This is a genomic window from Labrys sp. (in: a-proteobacteria) (assembly GCF_047605565.1).
GTDB classification, from domain to species: domain Bacteria; phylum Pseudomonadota; class Alphaproteobacteria; order Rhizobiales; family Labraceae; genus Labrys; species Labrys neptuniae.
On sequence record NZ_JASGFM010000023.1, the window covers coordinates 69,080 to 93,149 of the forward strand.

Annotated in this window: 24 protein-coding genes and 1 tRNA gene; 10 read left to right on the top strand and 15 right to left on the bottom strand. The window is 63.2% G+C overall.

What is annotated here, in order from left to right; all coding sequences use genetic code 11:
- Positions 1–39: 39 nt before the first annotated feature.
- The gene (locus tag QM672_RS19910) at positions 40–1,497 is read left to right on the top strand and encodes a hypothetical protein (protein WP_415084648.1); all 1,458 of its coding nucleotides are present in this window, start codon (positions 40–42) and stop codon (positions 1,495–1,497) included.
- Positions 1,498–1,667: 170 nt separating this feature from the next.
- Here QM672_RS19910 and QM672_RS19915 read toward each other — a convergent pair whose 3' ends face one another.
- The 8 genes from QM672_RS19915 to QM672_RS19950 all read right to left on the bottom strand — a co-directional run bounded on the left by QM672_RS19915 (position 1,668) and on the right by QM672_RS19950 (position 8,762).
- Positions 1,668–2,537, bottom strand: a complete 870-nt coding sequence (locus QM672_RS19915) for a tetratricopeptide repeat protein (protein ID WP_311940048.1) — start codon at positions 2,535–2,537, stop codon at positions 1,668–1,670.
- Positions 2,538–2,989: 452 nt separating this feature from the next.
- Positions 2,990–3,223, bottom strand: coding sequence for a 30S ribosomal protein S21 (gene rpsU / locus QM672_RS19920; RefSeq protein WP_068285423.1), 234 nt, complete (start codon positions 3,221–3,223; stop codon positions 2,990–2,992).
- A gap of 150 nt (positions 3,224–3,373) precedes the next feature.
- Positions 3,374–4,456, bottom strand: coding sequence for a 5-(carboxyamino)imidazole ribonucleotide synthase (locus tag QM672_RS19925; protein WP_415084651.1), 1,083 nt, complete (start codon positions 4,454–4,456; stop codon positions 3,374–3,376).
- Positions 4,453–4,977, bottom strand: a complete 525-nt coding sequence (gene purE / locus QM672_RS19930) for a 5-(carboxyamino)imidazole ribonucleotide mutase (RefSeq protein WP_311940044.1) — start codon at positions 4,975–4,977, stop codon at positions 4,453–4,455. Before purE ends, QM672_RS19925 begins: the two co-directional genes overlap by 4 nt.
- Before the next feature lie 85 nt (positions 4,978–5,062).
- Positions 5,063–6,247, bottom strand: coding sequence for an AAA family ATPase (locus QM672_RS19935; protein WP_394312992.1), 1,185 nt, complete (start codon positions 6,245–6,247; stop codon positions 5,063–5,065).
- 139 nt (positions 6,248–6,386) lie between these two features.
- Entirely contained in the window at positions 6,387–6,878 is a 492-nt protein-coding gene (locus QM672_RS19940; RefSeq protein WP_394312993.1) for a hypothetical protein, read from the bottom strand.
- Entirely contained in the window at positions 6,875–7,090 is a 216-nt protein-coding gene (locus tag QM672_RS19945; protein ID WP_415084654.1) for a GrpB family protein, read from the bottom strand. The genes QM672_RS19940 and QM672_RS19945 overlap by 4 nt, the downstream gene beginning before the upstream one ends.
- A 76-nt stretch (positions 7,091–7,166) precedes the next feature.
- Positions 7,167–8,762: a glucan biosynthesis protein gene (locus QM672_RS19950; RefSeq protein ID WP_415084656.1), complete on the bottom strand. Its 1,596-nt coding sequence runs from the start codon at positions 8,760–8,762 to the stop codon at positions 7,167–7,169.
- Between the two features lie 166 nt (positions 8,763–8,928).
- Between QM672_RS19950 and QM672_RS19955 the strand changes: the two genes are divergently transcribed.
- Positions 8,929–9,504 carry a DNA-3-methyladenine glycosylase gene (locus tag QM672_RS19955; RefSeq protein ID WP_311940040.1) on the top strand — a complete coding sequence of 192 codons (576 nt, stop codon included), beginning with the start codon at positions 8,929–8,931 and terminating at the stop codon, positions 9,502–9,504.
- Between the two features lie 84 nt (positions 9,505–9,588).
- Here the strand turns inward: QM672_RS19955 and QM672_RS19960 are convergent, their stop codons facing one another.
- Positions 9,589–10,257, bottom strand: coding sequence for a FecR domain-containing protein (locus tag QM672_RS19960; protein WP_415084658.1), 669 nt, complete (start codon positions 10,255–10,257; stop codon positions 9,589–9,591).
- 624 nt (positions 10,258–10,881) lie between these two features.
- Between QM672_RS19960 and QM672_RS19965 the strand changes: the two genes are divergently transcribed.
- Positions 10,882–11,181, top strand: a complete 300-nt coding sequence (locus QM672_RS19965; RefSeq protein WP_068285434.1) for a hypothetical protein — start codon at positions 10,882–10,884, stop codon at positions 11,179–11,181.
- 161 nt (positions 11,182–11,342) lie between these two features.
- Here the strand turns inward: QM672_RS19965 and QM672_RS19970 are convergent.
- Positions 11,343–11,418, bottom strand: a tRNA-Glu gene (locus QM672_RS19970).
- A 221-nt stretch (positions 11,419–11,639) separates the two neighbouring features.
- Here QM672_RS19970 and QM672_RS19975 point away from each other — a divergent pair.
- Positions 11,640–12,686 carry an RluA family pseudouridine synthase gene (locus QM672_RS19975; RefSeq protein WP_311940036.1) on the top strand — a complete coding sequence of 349 codons (1,047 nt, stop codon included), beginning with the start codon at positions 11,640–11,642 and terminating at the stop codon, positions 12,684–12,686.
- Positions 12,687–12,693: 7 nt separating this feature from the next.
- Here QM672_RS19975 and QM672_RS19980 read toward each other — a convergent pair whose 3' ends face one another.
- A complete protein-coding gene (locus tag QM672_RS19980) occupies positions 12,694–13,092 on the bottom strand; it encodes a hypothetical protein (RefSeq protein ID WP_311940034.1) in 399 nt (132 codons plus the stop codon).
- Complete coding sequence (locus QM672_RS19985; RefSeq protein WP_311940032.1) at positions 13,089–13,454, bottom strand: DUF883 family protein; 366 nt, start codon at positions 13,452–13,454, stop codon at positions 13,089–13,091. The genes QM672_RS19980 and QM672_RS19985 overlap by 4 nt, the downstream gene beginning before the upstream one ends.
- A gap of 536 nt (positions 13,455–13,990) precedes the next feature.
- Here QM672_RS19985 and rpoH point away from each other — a divergent pair.
- Together rpoH and rnk are read left to right on the top strand one after the other, a co-directional pair.
- Positions 13,991–14,878 (top strand): RNA polymerase sigma factor RpoH, encoded by an 888-nt coding sequence (rpoH, locus tag QM672_RS19990; RefSeq protein ID WP_311940031.1) that lies wholly within the window; start codon positions 13,991–13,993, stop codon positions 14,876–14,878.
- A 506-nt stretch (positions 14,879–15,384) separates the two neighbouring features.
- On the top strand, positions 15,385–15,786 hold the full coding sequence (gene rnk / locus QM672_RS19995) for a nucleoside diphosphate kinase regulator (protein WP_367625431.1): 402 nt from the start codon (positions 15,385–15,387) through the stop codon (positions 15,784–15,786).
- Positions 15,787–15,802: 16 nt separating this feature from the next.
- Here the strand turns inward: rnk and QM672_RS20000 are convergent, their stop codons facing one another.
- Complete coding sequence (locus QM672_RS20000) at positions 15,803–17,113, bottom strand: hypothetical protein (RefSeq protein ID WP_311940027.1); 1,311 nt, start codon at positions 17,111–17,113, stop codon at positions 15,803–15,805.
- Between the two features lie 306 nt (positions 17,114–17,419).
- Entirely contained in the window at positions 17,420–18,709 is a 1,290-nt protein-coding gene (locus QM672_RS20005; protein ID WP_068285624.1) for an adenylosuccinate synthase, read from the bottom strand.
- A 451-nt stretch (positions 18,710–19,160) separates the two neighbouring features.
- Between QM672_RS20005 and QM672_RS20010 the strand changes: the two genes are divergently transcribed.
- The 4 genes from QM672_RS20010 (at position 19,161) to QM672_RS20025 (ending at position 23,057) form a co-directional block, all read left to right on the top strand.
- On the top strand, positions 19,161–20,204 hold the full coding sequence (locus tag QM672_RS20010) for an ABC transporter substrate-binding protein (protein ID WP_311940152.1): 1,044 nt from the start codon (positions 19,161–19,163) through the stop codon (positions 20,202–20,204).
- 71 nt (positions 20,205–20,275) lie between these two features.
- Complete coding sequence (locus tag QM672_RS20015; RefSeq protein ID WP_376717722.1) at positions 20,276–21,175, top strand: ABC transporter permease; 900 nt, start codon at positions 20,276–20,278, stop codon at positions 21,173–21,175.
- A complete protein-coding gene (locus QM672_RS20020; protein WP_311940024.1) occupies positions 21,172–21,957 on the top strand; it encodes an ABC transporter permease in 786 nt (261 codons plus the stop codon). Before QM672_RS20015 ends, QM672_RS20020 begins: the two co-directional genes overlap by 4 nt.
- Before the next feature lie 20 nt (positions 21,958–21,977).
- Complete coding sequence (locus QM672_RS20025; RefSeq protein WP_311940023.1) at positions 21,978–23,057, top strand: ABC transporter ATP-binding protein; 1,080 nt, start codon at positions 21,978–21,980, stop codon at positions 23,055–23,057.
- Positions 23,058–23,201: 144 nt separating this feature from the next.
- Here the strand turns inward: QM672_RS20025 and QM672_RS20030 are convergent, their stop codons facing one another.
- Positions 23,202–24,026, bottom strand: coding sequence for a creatininase family protein (locus QM672_RS20030; protein WP_415084664.1), 825 nt, complete (start codon positions 24,024–24,026; stop codon positions 23,202–23,204).
- Positions 24,027–24,070: the final 44 nt, after the last annotated feature.

Sequence of the window (24,070 nt, forward strand, 5' to 3'; positions counted from 1 at the left end):
GGGCCATGATGCATCCTTCGATTCAGCCAAAATGAACCGATGAGAATAGCGACCATCCACGATATCTTTCGTTCCAGCGTGCTCGGCATGCCGGAGGCCGATCCCGTCATCGGCCACTGGTTCTACAATCGGTTTCTCCAGATTTTGAGGCCGCTTCGAATCGAGGTCGAGCGTGTCTCAATCCTGGCGAATGGCGAGCCTTCCCTGCTCGAGGACCTCGTGGCCCGGCATGGGTGGTCGCGGGACAAGAAGGGCTGGGCGCATGTCTTTTCCCACCCGGATGTCGCCGGCCTGATCATGCCGACACTCGAGCGGCTCCGGACATTCGACCTGGTGCTGGGATTCGAGATGCCTCCCAATTTGATCCGCGCTCTCCATGCCAACGGACAAAGACTGGTTGATATCTCGGTCGATCCCATCCGCTTCTGCGAGGATTTGTTTCTGCGCATGCGCAGCAACGACCCCCTGCTTCAGGCGCGGCTGGCCGAACAATCCGCGCCATCCGCACAGATCGCTGCCGGCGCGGCAGAGCTCAAAGCCCGAATGCAGCCGTTGCCTGCCCAGCCAGAGGCCATCGTGTTCGCAGGACAGGTTCCCGATGACAGCAGCCTGATTGCCGGGAGCCGCATTCAAAGCGCAGCGCCTTTTGCCGATCGATTGAACGAGATTGCCGCCGGACGCCACATTCTGCTGAAGCCGCATCCCTACGCGCCCGGCAATCCCGACCTTGCCATGCTGCATCGCGCTTTGCCCATTAGCCGCTTCACGCGCGACAACATCTACGCCTTGATGGCGGCTCCCTGGCTTGGGGCCATCGTCACCCTTTCATCGAGCGTGGCGACGGAAGCCGCGTATTTCGACAAGCCTGCCATCCGGCTGATCAAGCCCGATGTGGAGTTTGTCGAGCCCGACGTGATCGGCCCGTTCCAGCGCATCGACGGCAGGGCTGCGAGCGCGCCTTTCTGGGGGGACCTGCTCGATCAAGCCGTTCAGATGCCGAGCCGAGCATCCCCGCTTCCCCCGCTGCGTCATCTGTTCGGGGCAAACTGGGGGCTGCCGCGGCCCATGACGGCCATTGCCCCCTTGCCGCTTTCGCGAGGCGAAACGACGACGAATATCCAGCCCTATTGCGTATTCGGCTGGAGCGGAACGGAACCGGATGGCGTCTGGAGCGACGGAGCCTTGGCGGTTCTTCAGCTGCCCGCCTGTATTGACGCGCTGGCATCGACACTGGTTCTGACGCTGAATGCGTTCGCGCCGGATGCGGCCCACCGACAGGAACTGACGATTTCATCACCGTCCGTTGGCTTCATCGAGAAAATCATATTGGCAACCGCAGAAATACGCGAATTGCGGATTCCGCTTCCGCCGGCACCGGCCGGTTCGATGCTGGAAATTTCGATCGGCATGGACACCGCGATCAGCCCGAAGGAACTCGGCATCGGTCCGGACGAACGCCGCCTCGGCATCAAGCTGCGTCGAATGGCGATTGCCTGAGACCTGCCGTCACACGGCCATCGGCCAGCAATGGGGGCTTCGAAAACTGCGTGGCGAAGCTGCACAGCCGATCGGTCCTTGCGATCGGATCGACGGCAAAGTGACACCTTCCCCGAGGCTGGGGAAGGTCGTAGCACCTCTTTCGGCGTGGTCTAAGCCTGCGGCCGTCGTCAGGCGCCGCCGCCGAGGCGGCTGAGGCCGCTCTTGGCCGCGGCATTGCTCGAATCGATCGCCAGCGCGCGCTGGAAGCTCTCGCGTGCCTTCTGGGTGTCGTTCAAGCCGGCCTGGGCATAGCCGCGGCCGGCCCAGGAGGCGGCATTGCGGTTGTTGATCTGCAGGGCCTGGTCGAAGTCGGACAGCGCCTCCTTGTATTTCTGCAGCTGCAGATAGGAGCTGCCGCGCGAATAATAGGGGGCTTCGGCGCGCGGATCGTTGGAGATCGCCGAGGTGAAGTCGTCGATCGCCACTTCATGATTGCCGCCGGCCTGGCGGATCAGGCCGCGATTGTAATAGGCCTCGGCCGTTTCGGGCTTGATCTTGATGGCCTTGTCATAGTCGGCCATGGCTTGCTGCGTCTGGCCCTGCAGGCGGTAGATATTGCCGCGGCCGACATAGGCAGGCGCATAGTTGGGATCGTTGGTGATCACCTGGCTGTAATCGGCCATCGCCTGGGCGGTCTGGCCGGTCTTGCGGTAGACCAGAGCGCGGTTGGCCAGGGCCTGCACGAAATTCGGGTCGATCTGCAGCGCGCGGTTGAAGTCGGAAATGGCCGGTCCGTACTGGTTGGAACGGGCATAGGCCGAGCCGCGCATGTTCCAGGCTTCCGGATCGTTGGGATTCTTTTCGATCACCGAGGAAAGCGAACCGATGTCGGCGGATGCCACCTGACGGCTGCTGGCATCGCCATCATCGCCACCGCCGCCGGTGGAGGCGCAGCCGACCAGGCCGAGGCCCGCAACGCCCAGCATCAGGAGCGCGGCAATGCGGGAGATGGAGGTTCTGGCTGGGGGCTCTGCCGTGGTTGTCGTGGAAAGTGTCATCTTGTCGGTCCGGGTCCATCGAGACGAATTTACAAGGGGGCCGTAAATCTGGCCAAGGTCCAACTGCTGCCCAATCCTACCGGTCCTATCCCGGCGCCCGCAATGCCGGTGTTCGGCATTGCGGCGATGCGCATCAGCGGACAGGACGGAAACTGAGCCATGGTGGTCCGGACAGATTGGAAAAAGCGATACGGGGTGCAATCTGCCGGATTAACCTTGCCGGAAAGTAAAGCCTCTCCGCCCATCTGCCCGTTGACGATGAGCCGCGCCCGCGAGAGCAAAGTGCGTTCAAGCGAAAACGCTCCTTTGCGCGAGTTCGTCGTTCGAATGCGCCTGTGCGATTCCTGCTGATTCCACCGGGTGGCGAAACGCCATGGGCAACACAAACGCAAACGCCCGGCCAAATTGCCCGGGCGTTCGTCCCAACCAGTCAATGGCTCGGAGAATCAGACTTACTTCTTCACAACGCGCGGCGTTGCGGGAATCAGGCCTTCGCGCTGCAGCTTCTTGCGGGCCAGCTTGCGGGCGCGGCGAACGGCCTCGGCAGCCTCGCGGGCGCGCTTCTCGGACGGCTTCTCGTAATGGCCGCGCAGCTTCATTTCACGGAAGATGCCTTCACGCTGCATCTTCTTCTTGAGCGCCTTCAGCGCCTGATCAACATTGTTATCGCGAACGAGAACCTGCACGCGTGCTGTCCTATTATCCTGGTGTGAATCGCTGCGGCGGCTTGGCAACAGAGAGACCCGGTGCCAAGGCACCGCCGAATTTGGAAGCGGCGTCATAACAGAAGGGATCGCCGCTGTCCATATTGATTAGCATGGATTGGTGAGATCCAATTAGCGGGACCTTGGGCTGATCCGGGTGACATGGCCCATTTTCCGGCCGGCACGCGCTTCACGCTTGCCGTAGAGATGCACCGAGGCGTTCGGTTCGGCGGCCAGACCCTGCCAGGAATGCACGCTGTCGCCGATCAGATTGGTCATCACGGCATCGGAATGGCGTTCGGTTGAACCGAGCGGCCAGCCACAGACGGCGCGCACGTGATTCTCGAACTGGCTGACCAGGCAGGCGTCCTGCGTCCAGTGCCCGGAATTGTGCACGCGCGGGGCGATTTCGTTGACCAGGACCTGGCGGTCCGAGGTGACGAACATTTCGACGGCGAGCACGCCGACATAATCGAGGGCTGCGATGATCCGGGCTGCGATGTCGCGGGCCTCGACCTCGACCAGGGCTGAAAAGTGCGAAGGCACGATCGACTGGTCGAGAATGTGGTCGTGATGCAGATTTTCGGTGAGGTCGTAAGTGCGCACGGCCCCGTCGTCGGCCCGGACGGCGATCACCGAGACTTCCGTCTCGAAGGGGACGAAGGCCTCCAGGATGGCGGGCTGGCCGCCCATGCGCGCCAGTGCTTCGGAGAGGTCGTTGCCGGGGCGGATGATGGTCTGACCCTTGCCGTCATAGCCGAAGCGCCGGGTCTTGAGCACGCTGGGCCGGCCCAGGGCCGCAACGGCGGAAGCAAGGTCGGCATGGCTGTCGACGGCCCGGAATTCGGCGGTGCCGATACCGAGCGAACGCACGAAGCTCTTTTCCGTTAGGCGGTCCGCCGTGGTTTCCAGCGCCCGCACGGCGGGCAGGACCGGCCGGGCTGCGGAGAGGATGGCGGCCGCGGCGGCAGGGATGTTCTCGAACTCGTAGGTGATGGCGTCGACGCTTTCAGCGAATGCCGCCAACGCCGCCTCGTCCTCATAGGCCGCGCAGGTGAAGCGCTCGGCGACCTGGAAGGCAGGGCTGGTATCGTCAGGGCAATAGATGTGGCAGCGTATGCCGAGCTGGCTGGCCGCCAGGGCCAGCATGCGGCCGAGCTGACCGCCACCGAGAATGCCGAGCATGCCGCCCGGGCCGACACGTACCGCATTCATGCCTTCACCGTGTCGTCGGAAACGGGGTGATCGGCGACCGCGGCCGTCTGGGCGGCGCGCCAGCGCTCGAGCCGCGTCGCCAGGGCTTCGTCGCCGAGGGCGAGCACGGCGGCTGCAAGCAGGGCGGCGTTGACGGCACCAGCCCGTCCGATCGCCAGGGTGCCCACCGGTATGCCGGCGGGCATCTGCACGATGGAATGCAGGCTGTCGACGCCGGACAATGCCTTGGATTCGACAGGGACGCCGAAGACGGGCAGGGGGGTCAGGGCCGCGGCCATGCCGGGCAGATGGGCCGCTCCGCCGGCGCCGGCGATGACCAGCTTGAAGCCTTTCCCCTTGGCCGATTTGGCGAAGTCGTAGAGGCGGTCCGGCGTGCGGTGCGCCGAGACGATGCGAGCTTCATAACCGATGCCGAGCGTGTCCAGAGTCTGCGCCGCGTGACGCATCGTGGCCCAATCGGACTGACTTCCCATGATGATGGCGACAGGTACGGCCTGCCCCGCCGCGGTGCTGGATGGCATCGGGACTCCCTTCGGCAAAAGGGGTGTCTAGAGCAAGATGCCGGATTTGGGAAGGTGGCCCGTTGCCTCCCCGTTGCCTCCTGGCCTATGCCGCCGCGCCGTCGGGCATCACGCGGCGCATGAAGGCGTCGAAGAGCGGCACGGTGAAAGCGGTATCGCCATGGGCGGGGCTGTAGAGCATGCCCTTGCCGATCAGGCTGTTGCGCGTGGGGGCGACGCTCGACACCTTGACCCCCATGGTGTCGGCGATGTCGCCGGAACGGTGCGGTCCCGGTCCGAGGGTCGCCATCGCCCGCAGATAGCGCTTCTCCGCAGGGGTCAGCCGATCGAAACGCACCCGGAAGAAGCTCGCATCGAGGTCCGCCAGGGCCGTGCGCGTTGCGACTTCGATGTCCTCGAGGGTGATGGGCGTGGCATCGGCGACATCCCAGCCATGCTTGCCCCATTCCTGAAGGAAATAGGGATAGCCCTGGGTCTGGGTGAGGATCAGTTCGAGAGCCTCGTCGTCAATGGCTTCCTCTTCACGCTCGATCGGCATGCGAATGGCATCGCGTGCGGCATCCATGTCCAGCGGCCCGACAGGAACGAACTCGAACAGGCGCTCGGCATAGGATTTGGCGCGGCCCATCTGCCCGAGCAATTGAGGCAGCCCCGCGGCGACCATCGTCACCGGAAGCTGCTTCTGGCTGGCACGATGCAAGGCGCCGATGAGCGCCGCCAATTGCTCCTCGGGCACATATTGCAGTTCGTCGACGACGAGGATCACCGCCGATTGCCGCTCCCGGGCCGCTTCGCCCACGGCCAGGACAAGGTCGGTGAGGTCGGTTTCCAGATCGCCGCTGTCGGCCAGGCCCGGTTCGGCCTCGAAATCGAGCGCGACTTCGAGATCGTCATATCGAACCTTCAGCTTGGCAAAGCCGGCAAGCGCCCGCAACGCGCGCTTGACCCCCGACGAGGCCTGTTTCATGCGATCGAGCCGAAGCAGGGCGGCCCGCAGCGCCGGGACCAGGATGCCGGGCAGCGAACGGTTCTCCGGCGCCTCGATCGCCACCACGGCCATGCCTTCGGCTTCCGCCCTGTTGGCGATTGCCGTCAGCAGCACGGTTTTTCCCACCCCGCGCAAACCATAGAGAATGCTGGGGCGCGCCGCACGGCCGGCACGGATCCGATCGAGGGCGATGGCGTTGTTTTCAAGCAGCGCCTTGCGCCCCGCGAGTTCGGGCGGCGGCGTTCCGGCACCGGGTGCAAAGGGGTTGCGTCGCGGATCCATAGGGATCTTATGGTAAGTTATCGTTTTTTTGTAAATAGCCTAATCTTGCTTGATTAGGCTTAGCGGGACTGCGTCCTGACGGGGTGTGCCGATGGAGGACTGCGTGAATTTCGCGGTTGGTGGCCCACCACCGCCGATATCAGGCCCGGTGTGGTGGTGCGCCCTCGATCGGTTCATAGAGCGACGCCGGCAAGCCGAAGAACCGAGGGCCGTGAAGCGTGCTTCCACCCAGTGAGCCGCCTTGGTCGAGAGCGTTGCCTATGGTGGCGAGAAGCCCGCTCCTGTCCGCGATGTTTTTCATTACATGCCGTGGTCCGTTGTGAAAGACATGTTGGGCAATCTCGATGGCGACGGCAAAAATGGGCTCGCGGTTGAAGGGGAACGGTTGCCAGCCTCCCTGATCGTCCTGGGCGTAGAAGCAGGTCGGAAGCGACACACCCGAGGCGGCGGGTATATGGGAAATGAGCACCAGGCCGAACGCCTCAGGGATGACGTCTGCAAGCCGGTGCATGGTCAGATCATCGTTTACGAGATGGCGGATACGCTCCTCGACGCCGTCATCGGGATAGTGCTCCTGTGCCCCGAGAAGGTCGACGGTAGCATAAATCGTATCGAGGGAAACGGGCGTCATGCTGTCCCGGGGCCTATTGTATCGATAACCTGGAATATCACGACATCGATGTCGATGATCGGTTTTGCGGCCAGACCGGGAACCGAAGTGCTGCCAATGTGCCGGATTTCACGCGCAATTGGCCCGAGAGCCATCGCGATTTCGTCTCTGATCCGCGCAAAAACCTCGGGCCAGGTCGGATCATACGGTACGATAATGACGGGGCCGACCATTTCTACAACCAATGGTCGCCCGGGGGCGCAATGCAGCCCCGGATCGCCAGAGTGTGATGTCCAGTACGTCCCGCCGCTAGGCGAAGGGGTGGTACTGATAGAGCCAGGTCTCGCTCAGCACCTTGTCACCGAGCTTGAGATAGCAGCGCAGTTCCACCGGCTCCGGTCCGGTGGCGTGCAGGTCGAACTGGGCGCGCCAATGGCCGTTGATGCCGTCGGGCACCGCCTCGGTGAAGATATAGGACAGTTCGCCGCGCGAGGCCGTGATGATCGGCTCGGGCTTGACGCCATAGGGCAGGTCCTTGAGCGGGTCGCCGAGGAATTCGATCACGAATTTGCGCAGCCCCACCGGGCGCTGCGTGCCGGGATGGCCGCCATTGCCCAGCCTCGTCGCCACCACGCGGGCGAGATTGGTGGGGAAGGGCTCGTCCGCGGCCCAATGCAGGCGGTATTTCAGCGTGAATTGCTGGCCTGCCTTGACCGGATCCTTCGGCACCCACATCGCCACGACATTGTCGTGGATCTCGTCATTGGTGGGGATCTCGATGAGCTGGACGGTGCCTTCGCCGAACGGAGCCAGCGGTTCCACCCACAGCGAAGGGCGCAGATCATATTTGACGCCGTCGAGATAGTGATCGAACAGGCGGTCGCGCTGCAGTAGCCCGAAGCCGCGCGGGTTGGTGTCGGTGAAGGTCGAGGTGGTGGTGGCCGGCACGTTGTTGAGCGGACGCCAGATATGCTCGCCGCCGCCCGTCCACATGGCCAGGCCGTCGGAATCGTGCACTTCGGGACGCCAGTCGATCGCGGTCTGCTTGGCCGTCTCGGAGAACCAGTACATCGAGGTCAGCGGCGTCAGGCCGAAGCGGCTGATGTCGTTGCGGGTGAAGACCTGTGCCTCGATGTCCATCAGCACGGCCTTGGAGCGCGTCATCAGGAAGGAGAAGGCACCGGCGACGGAGGGGCCGTCCAAGAGGGCATAGACCTTGACCTGGTCAGTGGAACCCGGGACCGCTTCCAGCCAGAACTCCTTGAAATCGGGGAATTCTTCCTGATGAGGCGGGTTGGGGTCGGCGGCATTGACAGCAAGGCCGCGGGCCGACAGGCCATATTGGTAGAGTTCGCCGATGGCGCGGAAATAGGAGGCGCCCAGGAAGGCGACCCAGTCGTTCTTCTTCCAGTCGACGGAGCCGGCGCGAGGCTCCTGGAAGCGGAAGCCGGCAAAGCCGACGCCGTCGGGCATGGCCTGGGCAGGGCTGTCCGGCGGCATGTCGAAGGAGGCCTTGCGGTAGATGATCTCGCTGGCGTTCTTGCCTTCGACCACATTGATGGTGACCTTCTTCTGGAAGAAGGTGCCGAGATGGAAGAAGGTGACCGGGAAGGGCGCCGGACCGTTGGCCCACAAGGCGTCTTCGGTCTTGAACTTGATCTTGCCGAGTTCCTCATAGGTCAGCTTGGAGGTGATGTCCGGTGCCGGCTTCTCTGTCGGAACATAGGCCTCCATCGCCAGCTTCTTGGCGCGCTCGACCAGACCCTCGAAGGAGAAAGGCGCAGGCGGACCGAAGGTCAGCACGCCCTCGTCGGCGAATGCTGCGGTGGGAAGGCCCAGTGCCATCAGGGTCGAGAGACTTACGGCTCCCTGGAGGAAAAGCCGCCGGTCGAAAGCGTCGTTCATCAAAAAGTTCCTAACTTCTACTGCGTCCGCAAGCTAAACAGGGATTATCGCCTGTCAATGCCGTGGCGCTTCAAACCACGTCGATTTCGTGACAATAGATTAATTTGACTGATGATTTTGCGCAAAAAAGCGCAAAAGAGCCCAATAATCTTTCAAAATCTGAGAAATGCCCGATTCCGCCCTGGTCTATGCTCCCGCCGCGTTCTACAGGCGCGACGTTCTCGCCGTCGCCGAAGATCTGATCGGCATGACTCTTCTGGTCGACGGTGTCGGTGGCGTCATCGTCGAGACCGAAGCCTATGATCGCGACGATCCGGCCTCCCACACTTTTCGCGGGCCGACGCCGCGCAACGCTGTGATGTTCGGCCCGCCGGGCCACATCTACATCTATCTGTCCTACGGCATGCATTGGTGCGCCAATATCGTCTCCGGAGAGCCCGGCCGCGCCAGCGCGGTACTGCTGCGAGCGCTGGAGCCGACGGTGGGCCTGGATCGCATGGCGCAGAGGCGAGGGCTCGACAAGCCGACCCTGTTGTGTTCCGGACCCGGGCGGCTTTGCCAGGCCTTGGGGTTGACCGGCAGCCAGAACGGGCTGGCGTTGACGCAGCCTCCCCTCGAACTGCTGCGCCGATCCCATGAGCCGCCCATCGTTTCCGGGCCACGCATCGGCATCAGCAAGGCGGTCGAGCGGCCCTGGCGTTTCGGCTGGAGCGGCTCGAAATTCCTCAGCAAGAAGTTCTGACATTCCGGCGCCCAAACGGAAACGGGCCCCGCAGGGGCCCGTCAAACGCGCATTGCAATGGCCTGGCTGCTTGGCTCGACGCCCTTACTTGCCGCCGAAGGTGTCGCAGATCTTGGAATTGGGCGTACCCGTGCAATGCTCGGTGGGCGAACCCGCGGCAGGCACGATGCGGATGATGCGGTCTTCGCCGACCAGCGCGGTCTCACCCGGCTTGACCAGCTTGCAGTAGCGGATGGGGCGGCGCGGTGGGCAGATGAAGGTCTTGCCCTCATAGAGCGTGATGGCGCTGGTAGGGGTGCGCGAATCGACCTGGAATTTGGTGCCGCGTACGCCGATCGAGGCTTGGGGAGCGTGGATCTTGTAGGCGCTCTTGGCCGAATCGCCGGTGGCGAAGCGGAAGGCGCCCTTGGCGAATTGCAGCACGACCGACTTGGCCTTGCCATTGCCGGCATAGACGAAGCTATCGAGCGTGACCGACGACTTCGAGCCGAGCATCAGATGGGTGTTGTCGAGAAAGCGCAATTCGATCACGCCGCTCGGTCCGGTGACGATCTTCTCGCCCTGATGCACGCTGGAGCCGATTTCCAGGCGCCCGGACATCGAACCGTGCACGGCCGGCGTCAGGCCGACGACGTCGCCGATGACTTCGGGTCCCTGTTTCGCCGGGGCGGTCTGAGCGGTGGCCGTCTGCGCGGAGAAGGCAGCAAGCAGGGTGAGCAGCACCGGTGCCAGGCGGAGGAAACGTAATGTCATGACAAATATCGAACCGTTACTCGAAGGTGGGATCAACGCGGTATCCAATTGAAACGATCATAGCGCTGCGGCAGCTGAAAAGTGAAGGCTTATTAAGCATGTTCCGAGCTCATCCCTTGGAAATCGGGCGGCCTGTTGCGTTTTTGCATCGCGATCTAGCGCAATCTATCGCGTTGCGATCAGATGGTGACAGGTGTTCTGATAGCAGTAGCTACGGAAACGCTCGGATTAGAATTGTCATGATTAGGTGATTTAGGGAGGGGGTTTTCTAGAATTCCATTGGGTCATTCATCCTTTTTGGGTATTTCTTACGCAGAGGTATTTGAGGCGCAGTGCCTCCTTGCGTCGTCTGATCCCGCCCTAATCACGCATGGGTTGCTGAATGAGGTCTCGCCGTCGTCGATGGTACTTTGTTTGGCCGGAAATTATTGCTGACCCGGCTGGAGAGACGTGCCGGACATCCCTAAGGCAGCGGCATTGTTCGTACAGGGCTGGCGGCGTCCGGGGCGCGGTCGTCCCAACATTTGCCGAAATTGCAACGCATAGCTGCTCAGCCTTTGTTGCACTGCAACATTGCGCGAATCCTGCTATGGTGCCGTCAAGTGAAAGAGAAGGCATAGATCCGTGAGCGAGACCTGGAACACGAAATTCGGCAGCAGGCGCGTCAAGCAGGCCCTTCCGACCATCGAGGAAGCCTTGTTCGCCGCCGAGTGCCTCAATGACGACTTCGACCAGCAGGTCGAGATTGCCGCATCGCTGCTCGGTGTCGGTGTCGAGGAAGTGCGTGCGGTCGCCAAGCGGTCGGTGAAGCCGGTCGAGCGCCGTCTCAGCCTGCCGATCGCCAAATCCCCCCGTGCGGCTGTCGCGCCGCGCGCCGTGGTGGTCGAATATCGTACGCCCAAGCGCCTGGTCGGCATGCGCTGAGGCGCTGGCTGCTTCCCATCCCTGACGAAAATCTACCGGGCGCCGTGGGAAACCGCGGCGCTTTTCATTTGCGCATGCAATGAGCAACCCCAAGGCGCCAGAAGGCGCAGCAAACCGGTGGATGCAATGGAAATACTTGCTCAGGCGCCTGAAAAAGCGAATGGCGCTCCCAAGGGGACTCGAACCCCTGTTTTCGCCGTGAGAGGGCGACGTCCTAGGCCACTAGACGATGGGAGCAGCGGCAAGGAGTGCGCCTATAGCGGCAAAAAAGGCCGGCGGCAAGCGGCAATCTGTGCGATCGGCGCATTTGTGGTTTGAATTCCTGGCATTGCTGGTTTTCCGCGCCGGGCACGGCATGCGATCCAACGGAATTGCGAGAATTGCAAAGGCGCGTCGAAACAAAGAGTTAGAGAAAAATCACGTTTCCACTCAGCCCCATTTTGCTCTAGTACCCGCCCATGAACAGCATCGACAGCAGTGCCGAAGAGACGTTTTTCGAGGTCACCGAAGCCGGCGAGCGCATCGACCGCTTCCTGGCTCGCCAATGCCAGGCGGCCGATAGCAGGCCCGACCTGCAGCCCTTGTCGCGTACGCGCATCAAGGCCCTGATCGAGGCCGGCCATGCCAGTATCGACGGCCGGGCGGTGCTCGATGCCGGCCAGATCCTCAAGCCAGGGCAACGGGTGGCGCTTCGGGTGCCGGAACCTGAGCCTGCCGAACCGCAGGGCGAAGACATTCCCCTTGCCATCGTCTATGAGGATGACGATCTCCTTGTCATCGACAAGCCGGTCGGTCTGGTGGTGCATCCGGCCGCCGGCCATGAGAGCGGCACGCTGGTGAATGCGCTCATCGCCCATTGCGGTGATTCGCTCTCGGGCGTGGGCGGCGTGAAGCGGCCTGGCATCGTGCATCGCCTCGACAAGGACACGTCGGGCCTGCTGGTGGTCGCCAAGAACGACAGGGCGCATCAGGGCCTGGCGGCCCAGTTCGCCGATCACGGCCGCACGGGACCGCTGGAGCGGGCCTATCTCGCCTTCGTGTGGGGTGCGACGCGCCCGCACGGCACGATCGAGACCGGCATCGACCGCTCGACCCGCAATCGCGAGAAGATGGCCGTGGTGGCGCTCGGCCGCGGGCGGGAAGCCATCACCCATTATTCGCTGGTCGAGGCTTTGGGCAGCCAGCTTTCGGGCAGCCACGGCGGCCAGCCGCTGGTCAGCCTGGTGGAGTGCCGGCTGGAGACCGGCAGGACCCACCAGATCCGCGTGCATATGGCCCATCTCGGCCATCCGCTGCTCGGCGATGCGGTTTATGGCAGCGGCTTCAAGACCAAGGCCGCCCTGCTGCCGGAGGCCCCCCGCGCAGTGCTCGCCGGCCTCGGCCGCCAAGCGCTGCACGCCCGGCTGCTCGGTTTCGAGCATCCGGTCAACGGCAGGCATCTGGTGTTCGAAAGCCCACTACCGGCCGATCTTGCGGCCTTGGCCGAGGCCCTGCGCAACGGCTAAGAGCTATTCAGCGTTTGCGGCCGAGCCAGAAGCCACCGGCCAGGGCTGCGAGCGCCAGGGCGCCGCTGACCGTCTTCTTGTCTGGCAGGCTCTCCTGCACGACGCCAGCCGCCGTCACCATGGTCGCAGCCAGGAGCCGGCGGCGCTTGGCTTTCTTCTCGGCGGCCTGGGCCACCACCAAGGCAAGGACGGCGAGCACCGCAAATCCGCCGCCGAGCGCTGCGTCGGCCCAATAGGGACCATAGGTTTCAGCCAGGAAGCGGTGCAGGCTGATCAGCCCGATGATCGCCATCGCGACAAGGCAGCAGCCGGCGACGAGGCGCCAGAGGATGACGGTCCCGTACTGACGCAGGACGGCGCTCAACTCCTCCTTGGCGAGGGCGCCCAGGGCAAGAAGACGGGTCACGAACGCCCCTTGCTCCACAAGCCGAGGATCAGGCCAATGCCGGCGGCGAGCGCTACCGATTGCAGCGGCTTGCGGGTGATGTAGTCGAGTGTCGCCTTCTGCAGGTCGGATGCCTGTTCCTGGGCGGCACCGCGAAGTTCGCTGGCCTTGGCCCCTGCCTCGTTCACCTTGTCGTCGAAGACCTGCCTGGCATGCCTGGCTTCTTTGGACAGGAATTTCGACCAGGAGCTCTTCTCCGCATCGACATAGGCGCTGAGCTGTTCGGTCAGGCGGGCAACTTCGGCCCTCAAAGCATCGAGGTCCTTGCCGAGGCTTTCGGAAAGATCGGCCTTGGCCTGAGCGGTGCGCTTGTCGCCGTCCATACTGGTGTCTCCTGTCTGGTCAACAGTGAAGGGCCGCGCCGGTTTCCGATCGCGGGTTGCGATGGCGGAAGGCATTCCTGGAAGAGTTAAGCCGGCTGGCCGCAGGTGCAAGGTAAACAAAACGTTACGGTAAACGCGGCGGGGCGGGCGGCGGTTCCCTCCGCCCGGAAATCGATTAACATCCCTTAATTTGACAATGTTACCGAGCTGTCACATTAATGCATGGCCGCCCGCAAAAGATTGCAACGCGAAATCGCCGCAATCGGGCGCATGATAGTTCGGGTGATCGGGATTGGTCCGTGCCTCAGCGGCCTGGGTGACGAATGTCCCATGGCAGGCGAGATGTCCTCGGTGGAAGCAGGTCAATAGATTTGCCGGGGTGGCACATGCGGGGCCGCTAGATATCGCGCTTTGGAAGGTCCGCCAGGGTCTTCACAAAGGCCGGTGTCGTCCCCATATCACGTAGGCGCCGTCTGCTCTGAAGGAGGGATGGCGATTTGAACCGCCCTCGATGGGGGTTCAGAGGAGAGGAACATATGGCTTCTGCCGCGCTTCCCGTCTTGGCCACCGAGAGTGGCCTGTCGCGTTATCTCGATGAAATTCGCCGCTTCCCGATGCTCCAGCCGGAGCAGGAATACATGCTTGCCAAGCGTTGGCGCGAGCATGGCGATCGTGAAGCCGCACATCAATTGGTGACCTCGCATCTGCGGCTCGTGGCCAAGATCGCCATGGGCTATCGTGGCTATGGCTTGCCGCTGGGCGAAGTGGTCTCGGAAGGCAATATTGGCCTGATGCAGGCCGTCAAGCGCTTCGAGCCGGAGAAAGGCTTTCGGCTCGCCACCTATGCGATGTGGTGGATCCGGGCCTCGATCCAGGAATATATCCTGCGCTCCTGGTCGCTGGTGAAGATGGGCACTACCGCCAACCAGAAGAAGCTCTTCTTCAACCTGCGCAAGGCCAAGAGCCAGATTTCGGCGCTGGATGAAGGGGATCTGCGTCCCGACCAGGTCAAGTCGATTGCCAAATCGCTCGGCGTGCAGGAGCAGGAAGTGGTGGAGATGAACCGCCGTCTCGGCGGCGACGCTTCGCTCAATGCTCCCGTGCGCGAGGAAGGCGACGGCGAATGGCAGGATTGGCTGGTGGATGATACGGCCAACCAGGAGACCCGTCTGGCCGAGACGGAGCAGAGCGAGAACCGCTCCACTGCTCTGCGCCAGGCCTTGAACGTGCTGAACGATCGTGAGCGCCGCATCTTCGAGGCGCGCCGTCTGGTCGACGATCCCATCACGCTGGAGGAACTCTCCGACGAGTTCGGGGTCTCGCGCGAGCGTGTGCGCCAGATCGAGGTGAGAGCCTTCGAAAAGGTGCAGGCGGCTGTGCGCTCCGGCGTCGCCCGCCTCGAAGCGGCGCACGCACCGGCCTGATCCGCTTGTGATAGCCGAATGGGGAGCCGCCTTCGGGCGGCTTTTCCTTGAGCAGAGTGCGGTGCGAGCAATTCGCGTTTAGGCCCGACTTCCTTGTCCTGGCCTATTTTCGGGATCAGGAAGCCCGGTCGCCGCATCAGAAAATGCCTCCGGCCTCGGCATTTCCGGCCGGTGAAGAGACATCGTTCGAGCCGGCTTGACAGGATCGGCATCGACCAACATGGTGGAACCATGAGCACCGTGGTCAAAATCACCCTTCGTCTCTTCCCGATCGCGGAAGCGTAGCCCCGGGCTCGGCCATTTGCGCCCCGAGCTGCGGGGCACGCCGCTCCTCATAGGGTGCGGCCTATCATCCGGCGCATGCTCAATCCGTCAAATCACACACCATAGCCGCCAGGTTCTCGCCACGCGCGAGGGCCTGTGCATCCCTTCTTGTCGTCATGCCCGGTGGCTAGCCGCGGGCAGGCGGGCGCGCTGCGTCGCGCCCGATTTTGAGGTATCCAGTCATGAATCAACCCCTGAAGAACCAGGCCAAGCCCAATATCATCGTGAACGAGGTCGATTTCGAGCGCCTGACCCAGCTCGCGACCTCTGCCCTCGATCGATTCCCGGAGGTGGCCGAGGCGTTGCTCGGCGAACTCGACCGGGCGGAGATCGTTCCCGCGCTGCAGGTTGGCAACAACGTGGTGCAGATCGGCTCCGTCGTCACCTTCGAGACGGAAGGCGGTGCCCTGCGCGAGGTGAAGCTGGTCTATCCGGGTGAGGCCGATATTGCCGAGGGCAAGGTCTCGATCCTCACGCCGATCGGCACGGCCTTGCTCGGCCTGTCGCCGGGGCAGTCGATCACCTGGAAGGCCCGTGACGGTCGCGAGCACGAATTGCGCGTCACGGTCGTGAAGGCGTCCTGAAAGGGGCGCTTGAGACCTATTGCGCCGCCGCAGCGTCGGCGTTCCAGGCGGCCATGGCGTCGTTGAAGGCCTTCTCGCCCGTCGGTCCCTTCTCGAAGGTGAACACGGCGTTGCGGCCATTGGCGAAGGTGAATACCAGATCGAACCACTGATTGGCCTGCAACATCTTGGCGTTGCGGCCCTTCTCGTCGGGCGGGTCGAGCAGGCCCATCAGGAAGACGCCGGTCGTGACCTTCATCAAGGCACCGTCGAGCTGCAAGCCCGGGACCTGAGGGTCGGACTTGACGTTGACGCTCTTGACGTCGCCGACGGCGCCGCTCGGGTAGTCGGCCGGCACGCTCATCTGGATGTTCAGGAGGTAGTTCGCCGGCAGCGAGCGATCGGAATTATGCCTGAGGGTGAGCAGCACCTTCATCTTCCGGTCGGGAACATTGATCTCGCCGACGACGACGGTATCGAGCGGGCCATTGGTGCCGCTGGCCTGCGATTCAGTGCGCCAGTTCACGGTACCTTCGAAGAGGCGGCCCTTCATCGGGGCGCTCGGATCTTCCTCCATCAGGCGCGCACGCTGTCCCTCCGGCGCCTCGGATTGGGTCGAGGGCAGCAGTGGTGCCGGAGCAGACGGAGCCTGCGGAGCCGGCGCAGCAGGTTCCGGGGGCGCTGGCGAGGGAGCCGGGGGCGGGGGATTGCCGGTAGCCACCTCGGTCTGGGGCGTGCCCGGCGTGCCGCCGAGGCGGTCATTCAGCTTGCCGGGTTCGGGCGCCGGCTTGGGCGCCGTCTGCGGTGCGGTTGCCTGTTGAGGCACCAGGACGGGGCTGTCGTCGCTACCGCGCAAATAGAGTGCGGTGGCGGCGCCTCCGCCAATGATGACGGCCGCCGTCGCGGCCATGATGGCATACCGCCTGAGATTGCCGTTGGATCTGGTGCGGCGAGGTGCCTGGGGCCGTCGCTTCTCGGCCCTGCGCTCGGCAAAAGCCGGAAGGCCGTTGGATCGTGGCGAGGCAGAGGTCGATGCCTCGTCATCGGTCGCGTCACCATTGGCTGGCTCGTCGTCGGACTGAGACTGCGGGGCGGCCGGGCGCTCGGAGACCACCGGTTCAGGTGTGAATTCGGCCTCGTCATAATGGTGCTCGACGCGTCGGATCGCCTCTTCGAGCAGGTTGCGTTCCCTGGCAATCTGTCCTTCGGTCAGCGCGGGATCAGCGGCATTAAGCTGGCGGAGAAGGGCGGAGCGGGCTTTCTCATAGAGCGCCTGGCGGGTTTCCTGCGTATTGGGGGAAAGACCCTGCACGGCTCGCTGAATGGGAGGAAAATAGTCCGTCGACACGCGTTCTGGCTCGATCTCTTCACAGAAGCATTTTCTGGAAAAGTCGATGGACTTTTCAATCAAGAAAATGCGTCAAAACAAGACGTTAGAGCAAAATACGATTCGGAGGAATCGCACTTGCTCCGGGCCCATGGTCCGCTGCAGACAGGCCTGCCCGCCAAGATGTGGCAGAAGCCACGCCCGATCCTGCCCCGAAGGACAAGATCGCCGCCGGACAAGCACGGCGCCACGCGGATCGCAACCCGCGCAGTGCCATCGCAGCAGATCACGCACTAATGCCCGAATCTGACGGGATTAGGTCTGCTCTTAGACTTGAAAGGGATTTTGCACAAGGATCGTGTCGTCACGGTCGGGGCTGGTGGAGAGCACGGCCACCGGCGCTCCGATCAGTTCCTCGATGCGGCGGACATATTTGATCGCCTGCGCCGGCAGGTCCGCCCAGGAGCGCGCCTTGGCCGTGGTTTCCTGCCAGCCCTCGATCTCTTCATAGATGGGTTTCACGCGGGCCTGGGCAGCCTGGCTGGCCGGCAGATAGTCGATTTCACGACCATCGAGCTCGTAGCGCACGCACACTTTGATGGTTTCGAAGCCATCGAGGATGTCGAGCTTGGTGAGGGCGATGCCGGTGATGCCGGAGGTGCGGATGGTCTGGCGCACCAGGGCGGCGTCGAACCAGCCGCAACGGCGGGCCCGGCCGGTGACCGTGCCGAATTCGCGGCCGCGCTCGCCGATCAAGCGGCCGGTCTCGTCGGTGAGCTCGGTCGGGAAGGGGCCTTCGCCCACGCGCGTGGTATAGGCCTTGGTGATGCCGAGCACATAGTCGAGCGCACCCGGCCCGAGGCCTGAGCCGACGGCAGCCTGCCCCGCGACCGTGTTGGAGGAGGTCACATAAGGATAGGTGCCGTGGTCGATGTCGAGCAAGGCGCCCTGGGCGCCCTCGAACAGGATACGGCTGCCGGCCTTGCGCTCCTTGTCGAGCAGGGCGCCGACATCGTCCATGAAGGGCAGAACCTGCGGCGCGACGTCCGCCAGTTCCTGATAGAGCGCTTCCGGATCGATTTCGCTCTGGCCGGTGCCGCGGCGCAGGGCGTTGTGGTGGTTGAGCAGGCGGGCGATCTTCGGGCGCAGGGCGCCGAGATCAGCCAGGTCCATCAGGCGGATGGCGCGCCGGCCCACCTTGTCTTCATAGGCGGGGCCGATGCCACGCCCGGTCGTGCCGATCTTGGTGCCGTCGGTCGCCGACTCGCGCAGGCGGTCGAGGTCCTGGTGCAGGGAGAGGATGAGCGGGGTGTTCTCGGCGATGCGCAAGGCTTCGGGCGTCACGGACACGCCCTGCTCCTTCAGCTTCTTCACCTCGGCGATGAAGGCGCGCGGGTCGAGCACGACGCCATTGCCGATCACCGAGAGCTTGCCGCGCACGATGCCCGAGGGCAGCAGCGACAGCTTATAGACATTGTCGCCGATGACGAGAGTGTGGCCGGCATTGTGCCCGCCCTGGAAGCGTACGACGACGTCGGCCTGTTCCGACAGCCAGTCGACGATCTTACCCTTGCCTTCGTCGCCCCATTGCGACCCGACCACGACGACATTGGCCATGGTGATCTCCCTTCTCTCTCTGGCCCTCGGCCCCGAAATTCCCGAGAGCAAAACGCGTTCAGATGGAAACGCCGTTTTGCCTCCGTTCGTTCGCTTCGACGCGCTTTGCGATTCTCGGCGGATCCACCAAAATCGCGAAACGCTTTCGTGCGGAATTCCAAAACCCGGACACGCAAAAGCCCGGCTCATCCGATGGCCGGGCTTTTTCACTTCCTAACGGATCGGACGGGCGTCGTAAACCCGTAAAAATAGCTGCAAACAGTGAATTTGCGGGCTGTCATATATGACAGCCGCTATTGACACAAAAGTGTCAACCGTCATTGATACCAGCGCCGCTGTAAAAACCCTTACGGAGAAAATGGGCCTTGCGGCACCATCAAGGAGTTGGACAATGAGCAGGAAAACGTGGCTGGGTATCGCATCGGTATCCGTGCTGGCTGTGGCGGCTTCGATGGGCAGCGCGTTTGCCCAGAGCCAGGAGCTGATCGACGCCGCCAAGAAGGAAGGCCAGCTCACCACGATCGCGTTGCCGCATGACTGGTGTGGCTATGGCGCCATCATCGAAGGCTTCAAGGCCAAGTATGGCCTCAAGGTCAACGAGCTCAATCCGGACGCCGGTTCGGGCGACGAGGTCGAGGCCATCAAGGCCAACAAGGGCAATACCGGCCCGCAGGCTCCCGACGTGATCGACGTCGGTCTTTCCTTCGGCCCGACCTCCAAGAAGGACGGCCTGATCCAACCTTACAAGGTGGCGACCTGGGATACGATTCCGGACAATGCCAAGGATGCCGACGGCCATTGGTATGGTGACTATTACGGCGTGCTCGCCTTCGAGGTGAACAAGGACATCGTCAAGAATTCGCCGAAGGATTGGTCCGACCTGTTGAGCTCCGACTACGCCAATGCCGTGGCGCTGGCCGGCGACCCCCGCACCGCCAACCAGGCGATCCAGGGCGTCTATGCCGCCGGTTTGTCGGCCGCCAAGGGCGATGCCAGCAAGGCTGCGGCCGAAGGCCTGAAATTTTTCGCCGAGCTGAACAAGAAGGGCAATTTCGTGCCCACCATCGGCAAGGCCGCCTCGCTGGCCCAGGGTGCGACCCCCATCGTCCTGCGCTGGGACTACAATGCGCTCACCGATCGCGACACGCTCAAGGGCAATCCGGACGTCGACGTGGTGATTCCGGCCAGCGGCGTGGTTGCCGGCGTCTATGTCCAGGCCATCAGTGCCTATGCACCCCATCCCAATGCCGCCAAGCTGTGGATGGAGTACCTTTACTCCGACGAAGGCCAGATCGGCTATCTGAAGGGCTATTGCCACCCGATCCGCTTCAACGACCTCGTCGCCAAGAAGAAGATTCCGGCCGACTTGCTGGCCAAGCTCCCGCCGGCCGAAGCCTATGCCAAGGCCGTGTTCCCGACGCTTGATGAGCAGAGTGCCGCCAAGGCCGAGATCACCAAGGATTGGGACAGCGTGGTCGGCGCCGCCGTCAAGTAAGATCGTTTGTCATCTCCTGCGCGTCCTGCCCGGTTTCTCCAGGCGGGACGCGTGCTATTGTGGTCGCCGCGATGAATACCACCGCAAACACTGCCCCAGCTGCAGCTCCAGGCTCGGTCAGAGCCAGTGGAGGGCTGGCCGTGCTGGGCATGGCGCCCTTCGTCCTCTTCGCCCTGCTCTTCCTGGTGGTTCCGACGGCCTTGCTGCTGGTTGGGGCTTTCTTCGACCGGGAAGGGCATTTCACCTTCGGCAACATCACCGAACTCTTCACCAATCCGGCGATCGTTTCCTCCTTCTGGCTCAGTATCAAGATCAGCTTCGCCTCAGCCCTCGGCGGTGCCTTCATCGGTTTCTTCGTGGCCTATGCGGTCATTCTCGGCGGCCTGCCGGAATGGATGCGCGGCGCCGTGATGACATTTTCGGGCGTTGCCTCGAACTTTGCCGGCGTGCCGCTGGCCTTCGCCTTCCTGGCGACGCTGGGGCGGGTGGGGCTCGTCACCGTGCTGCTGCGGGACTGGCTCGGGTTCAACCTCTACTCGACCGGATTCAACATCCTCAGCTTCACCGGTCTGACCCTGGTCTATCTCTATTTCCAGATTCCCCTGATGGTGCTGGTGATCGCGCCGGCCCTGGACGGGCTGAAGCGCGAATGGCGCGAGGCCAATGCCGTGCTGGGCGGCAGCAATTTCCACTATTGGCGGCATATTGCCTTGCCGATCCTGCTGCCGAGCATCTTGGGCGCGACGCTGCTCCTGTTCGCCAATGCTTTCGGCGCGGTGGCGACCGCCTATGCGCTGACCGGCTCCAGCCTGCCGATTATTCCCATCCAGCTCTTCGCCCAGATCCGCGGCGACGTGCTCAGCAATCCCAATCTGGGCTACGCCATCGCCTTCGGCATGGTGGTGATCACCAGCATTTCCAGCGGCGCCTATATCTGGCTGCGCAGCTATAGCGAGCGGTGGGTGCGATGAAAAAGTCCTCCGTATTATCCTGGCTGATCATCCTCCTGGCGATCAGCTATTTCATCATCCCGCTGCTCTCCACCTTCGAGTTCTCGCTGCGCATGCTGCGCGGGCAGTACAGCTTCGAAGCCTATCGCGTGGTGTTCGCCCAGGCGGAGTTCCAGCATGCCTTCATCCGCTCGATCCTGCTGGCGCTCGCTACCATCGTGCTGAGTATCGTGCTGGTGGTGCCGGCAGCCTATCTGGTGCGCCTGCGCCTGCCGAGCTGGCGCTCGCCGGTCGAGTTCGTCACGCTGCTGCCACTGGTGATTCCGGCGATCATCATCGTCTTCGGCTATATCCGCATGTTCAACTCCTCGTCCTGGCTGCCGCTGACCGACAGCGAGTGGACCACGGACCTCCTGCTGACCTTCGGCTATGTCGTGCTGGCGCTGCCCTACATGTATCGTTCTGTCGATGCGGGTCTGCGCGCCATCGACGTCAAGACACTGACCGAGGCGGCCCAGAGCCTGGGGGCGAGCAGCTTCACCATCCTCTGGCAGGTCATCCTGCCGAACATCCGCTCGGGCGTGCTCAGCGGATCCTTCATCGCCTTCGCCATCGTCATAGGCGAATTCACCTTTGCCAGCCTGCTCAACCGGCCGGTCTTCGGTACCTATCTGCAATTGATCGGCGCGAACCGGGCCTATGAGCCGTCGGCGCTCGCCATCGTTGCCTTCATCATCACCTGGGCCTGCATGGGCCTGCTGCAGCTCGTCGGCCGCTCGCGCGGCGCGCGGGCGGCGCGTTGAACCAGCACTGGGAGGCCAGCATGTCCTTTCTCGAGATCACCGGGCTGCAGAAGAGCTTCGGCGCCAACCAGGTGGTGAAACGCTTCGATCTGTCGGTCCAGAAGGGTGAATTCATCACCCTGCTCGGCCCGTCCGGCTGCGGCAAGACCACGGTGCTGCGCATGGTCGCGGGCTTCGAAACACCGTCCGCCGGCTCGATCCGCATGGACGGCAAGGAGATTTCGGGGCTGGCGCCTAACCAGCGCAATGTCGGTATGGTGTTCCAGGCCTACGCCCTGTTCCCCAACATGACGGTGGCCGAGAATATCGGCTTCGGGCTGAAGATCGCCAAGAAGCCGCAACCGGAGATCGATGCCCGCGTCAAGCAGATGCTGGAGATGATCAAGCTGCCGCAGATCGCCGATCGCTATCCCTTCCAGCTCTCCGGCGGCCAGCAGCAGCGCGTGGCGCTGGCGCGGGCGATTGCGGTGCGTCCGAAGATCCTGCTGCTGGACGAGCCGCTCTCGGCCCTCGACGCCAAGATCCGCGTGTCCCTGCGCGACGAGATTCGCGTGCTGCAGCAGGAACTCGGCATCACCACGCTCTTCGTCACCCACGACCAGGAAGAGGCGCTGTCGATGTCCGACCGCATCGTGGTGATGAGCGCCGGGCAGATGGAACAGGTCGGCACCCCCTTCGAGATCTACAACTTCCCCAAGACCCGCTTCGTCTCCTCCTTTGTCGGTACGCTCAACTTCCTCACCGGCGCGGTCGTCGATGCCGCTGCCGGGCGTTTCTCCGTCGACGGGCAGGAAGTGATCACCAGCCGCGGCCTGCAGGGCGCCAGCAATGGTGAGACGCGCACGCTGGCCCTGCGCCCGGAAGCGGTGGTGCTGGGCAGCGGTGGCGAGGGGCGCAACAGCCTCACCGGCCGCATTGAGCTCGTCAGCTTCCTCGGTTCGATCGTACGCATCCGCGTGCGCTTCAACGAGAATGTGGTTTCGCTCGATACCTTCAACAATCCGGGCGCCCCGCCGCCGCAGATGGGCGAGGACGTTACGGTATCCTTCGGCCGCGGCGACCTGCAATTGCTGGAAGAGGCCGAGAAGGTCGCGGCTTGAGAATAGAGCTCCCTTCTCCCCTTGTGGGAGAAGGTCCCGGCAGGGGGATGAGCGATCTTGGGACCCTTCCTGATCACCTTCCGGGGAGCCGCCAATAAAGAGAGGTTTCATCAACCCCTCATCCGGCGCTTGGCATCACCGCGCTCAGTCTTTCAGCGGCCCGTTCCTCAGCCGCGAGAGATCGAAGTCGCGGATATCCCTGAGCAGGTCGACCAAAGCCTGTGCGCCGAACTCTGCCGAGAGCTGGCCATTTTCGGGCGTCGCCTTGCTGGCGTCGCCCGCCGCCCCCTCGGGGCGAATGTCCTGGGCCATCCAGCCGAAGCCGCCGGGGCGGCCGGTGCGCAGATATTTGAAGATCTCTTCCATCTCATAGGTAACAGGGCGGAAGTCCTTGGCCTTGTCCATGCGCACGAGGTCGGGGCGGAAGGCGAGCATCAGCGCCGTCTCGATCTCGCCGGCATGGATGCCCAGGCGGGTTTCGTCGTCCGAGAAGGCGCCCTTGGGGTAGCCGAACATGTGCCAGGACGTGAAGGCGACCAGCATGCCGTGGCGTACGCGCAATTCGCGGGCGACGATGTCCATCGCCGACATGTTGCCGCCATGGGAATTGACGATCAAAAGCTTGCGGATGCCGGCCCGATGCACGCTCTCGCCGATCTCGGTCCAGGCCCGGATCACGGTTTCGGCCGAGAGGCTGAGGGTGCCCGGGAATTCCAGGTGCTCGTTGGACTTGCCGATGGTCTGGATCGGCAGGAAGGTCGCCGGAATGTCGGCCGGGATCAGCGGGATGGCACGGTCGAGATAACCCCGCATGATCATCGAGTCGACCCCGACCGGCAGATGCGGGCCATGCTGTTCCACGGCGGCGATCGGCAATACTGCGATCCAGTTGGCGGTATCGCCGGTGCGGAAATCCTCCGTCGTCATCTCGAACCAATGGCGGCGGGGCAGGGAAGCGGTGGTGGTCATGATCGAATCCAGGGCGGGAACTGCCTGAACCATAGCGCTGCGAG

What these genes read in the sequence shown, in the direction of transcription:
- rpoH (WP_311940031.1), top strand. Translation starts at nt 13,991, where the DNA reads ATGGCTTCTGCCGCGCTTCCCGTCTTGGCCACCGAGAGTGGCCTGTCG.
- QM672_RS19945 (WP_415084654.1), bottom strand. Translation starts at nt 7,090, where the DNA reads ATGGTCGGCCCCGTCATTATCGTACCGTATGATCCGACCTGGCCCGAG.
- QM672_RS19910 (WP_415084648.1), top strand. Translation starts at nt 40, where the DNA reads ATGAGAATAGCGACCATCCACGATATCTTTCGTTCCAGCGTGCTCGGC.
- QM672_RS20010 (WP_311940152.1), top strand. Translation starts at nt 19,161, where the DNA reads ATGGGCAGCGCGTTTGCCCAGAGCCAGGAGCTGATCGACGCCGCCAAG.
- QM672_RS20030 (WP_415084664.1), bottom strand. Translation starts at nt 24,026, where the DNA reads ATGACCACCACCGCTTCCCTGCCCCGCCGCCATTGGTTCGAGATGACG.
- QM672_RS20020 (WP_311940024.1), top strand. Translation starts at nt 21,172, where the DNA reads ATGAAAAAGTCCTCCGTATTATCCTGGCTGATCATCCTCCTGGCGATC.
- QM672_RS19925 (WP_415084651.1), bottom strand. Translation starts at nt 4,456, where the DNA reads ATGAATGCGGTACGTGTCGGCCCGGGCGGCATGCTCGGCATTCTCGGT.
- QM672_RS19915 (WP_311940048.1), bottom strand. Translation starts at nt 2,537, where the DNA reads ATGACACTTTCCACGACAACCACGGCAGAGCCCCCAGCCAGAACCTCC.
- QM672_RS19950 (WP_415084656.1), bottom strand. Translation starts at nt 8,762, where the DNA reads ATGAACGACGCTTTCGACCGGCGGCTTTTCCTCCAGGGAGCCGTAAGT.
- QM672_RS19975 (WP_311940036.1), top strand. Translation starts at nt 11,640, where the DNA reads ATGAACAGCATCGACAGCAGTGCCGAAGAGACGTTTTTCGAGGTCACC.
- QM672_RS20005 (WP_068285624.1), bottom strand. Translation starts at nt 18,709, where the DNA reads ATGGCCAATGTCGTCGTGGTCGGGTCGCAATGGGGCGACGAAGGCAAG.
- QM672_RS19940 (WP_394312993.1), bottom strand. Translation starts at nt 6,878, where the DNA reads ATGACGCCCGTTTCCCTCGATACGATTTATGCTACCGTCGACCTTCTC.
- QM672_RS19985 (WP_311940032.1), bottom strand. Translation starts at nt 13,454, where the DNA reads ATGGACGGCGACAAGCGCACCGCTCAGGCCAAGGCCGATCTTTCCGAA.
- QM672_RS20015 (WP_376717722.1), top strand. Translation starts at nt 20,276, where the DNA reads ATGAATACCACCGCAAACACTGCCCCAGCTGCAGCTCCAGGCTCGGTC.
- QM672_RS19960 (WP_415084658.1), bottom strand. Translation starts at nt 10,257, where the DNA reads ATGACATTACGTTTCCTCCGCCTGGCACCGGTGCTGCTCACCCTGCTT.
- QM672_RS19955 (WP_311940040.1), top strand. Translation starts at nt 8,929, where the DNA reads ATGCCCGATTCCGCCCTGGTCTATGCTCCCGCCGCGTTCTACAGGCGC.
- QM672_RS19935 (WP_394312992.1), bottom strand. Translation starts at nt 6,247, where the DNA reads ATGGATCCGCGACGCAACCCCTTTGCACCCGGTGCCGGAACGCCGCCG.
- QM672_RS20025 (WP_311940023.1), top strand. Translation starts at nt 21,978, where the DNA reads ATGTCCTTTCTCGAGATCACCGGGCTGCAGAAGAGCTTCGGCGCCAAC.
- rnk (WP_367625431.1), top strand. Translation starts at nt 15,385, where the DNA reads ATGAATCAACCCCTGAAGAACCAGGCCAAGCCCAATATCATCGTGAAC.
- purE (WP_311940044.1), bottom strand. Translation starts at nt 4,977, where the DNA reads ATGCCATCCAGCACCGCGGCGGGGCAGGCCGTACCTGTCGCCATCATC.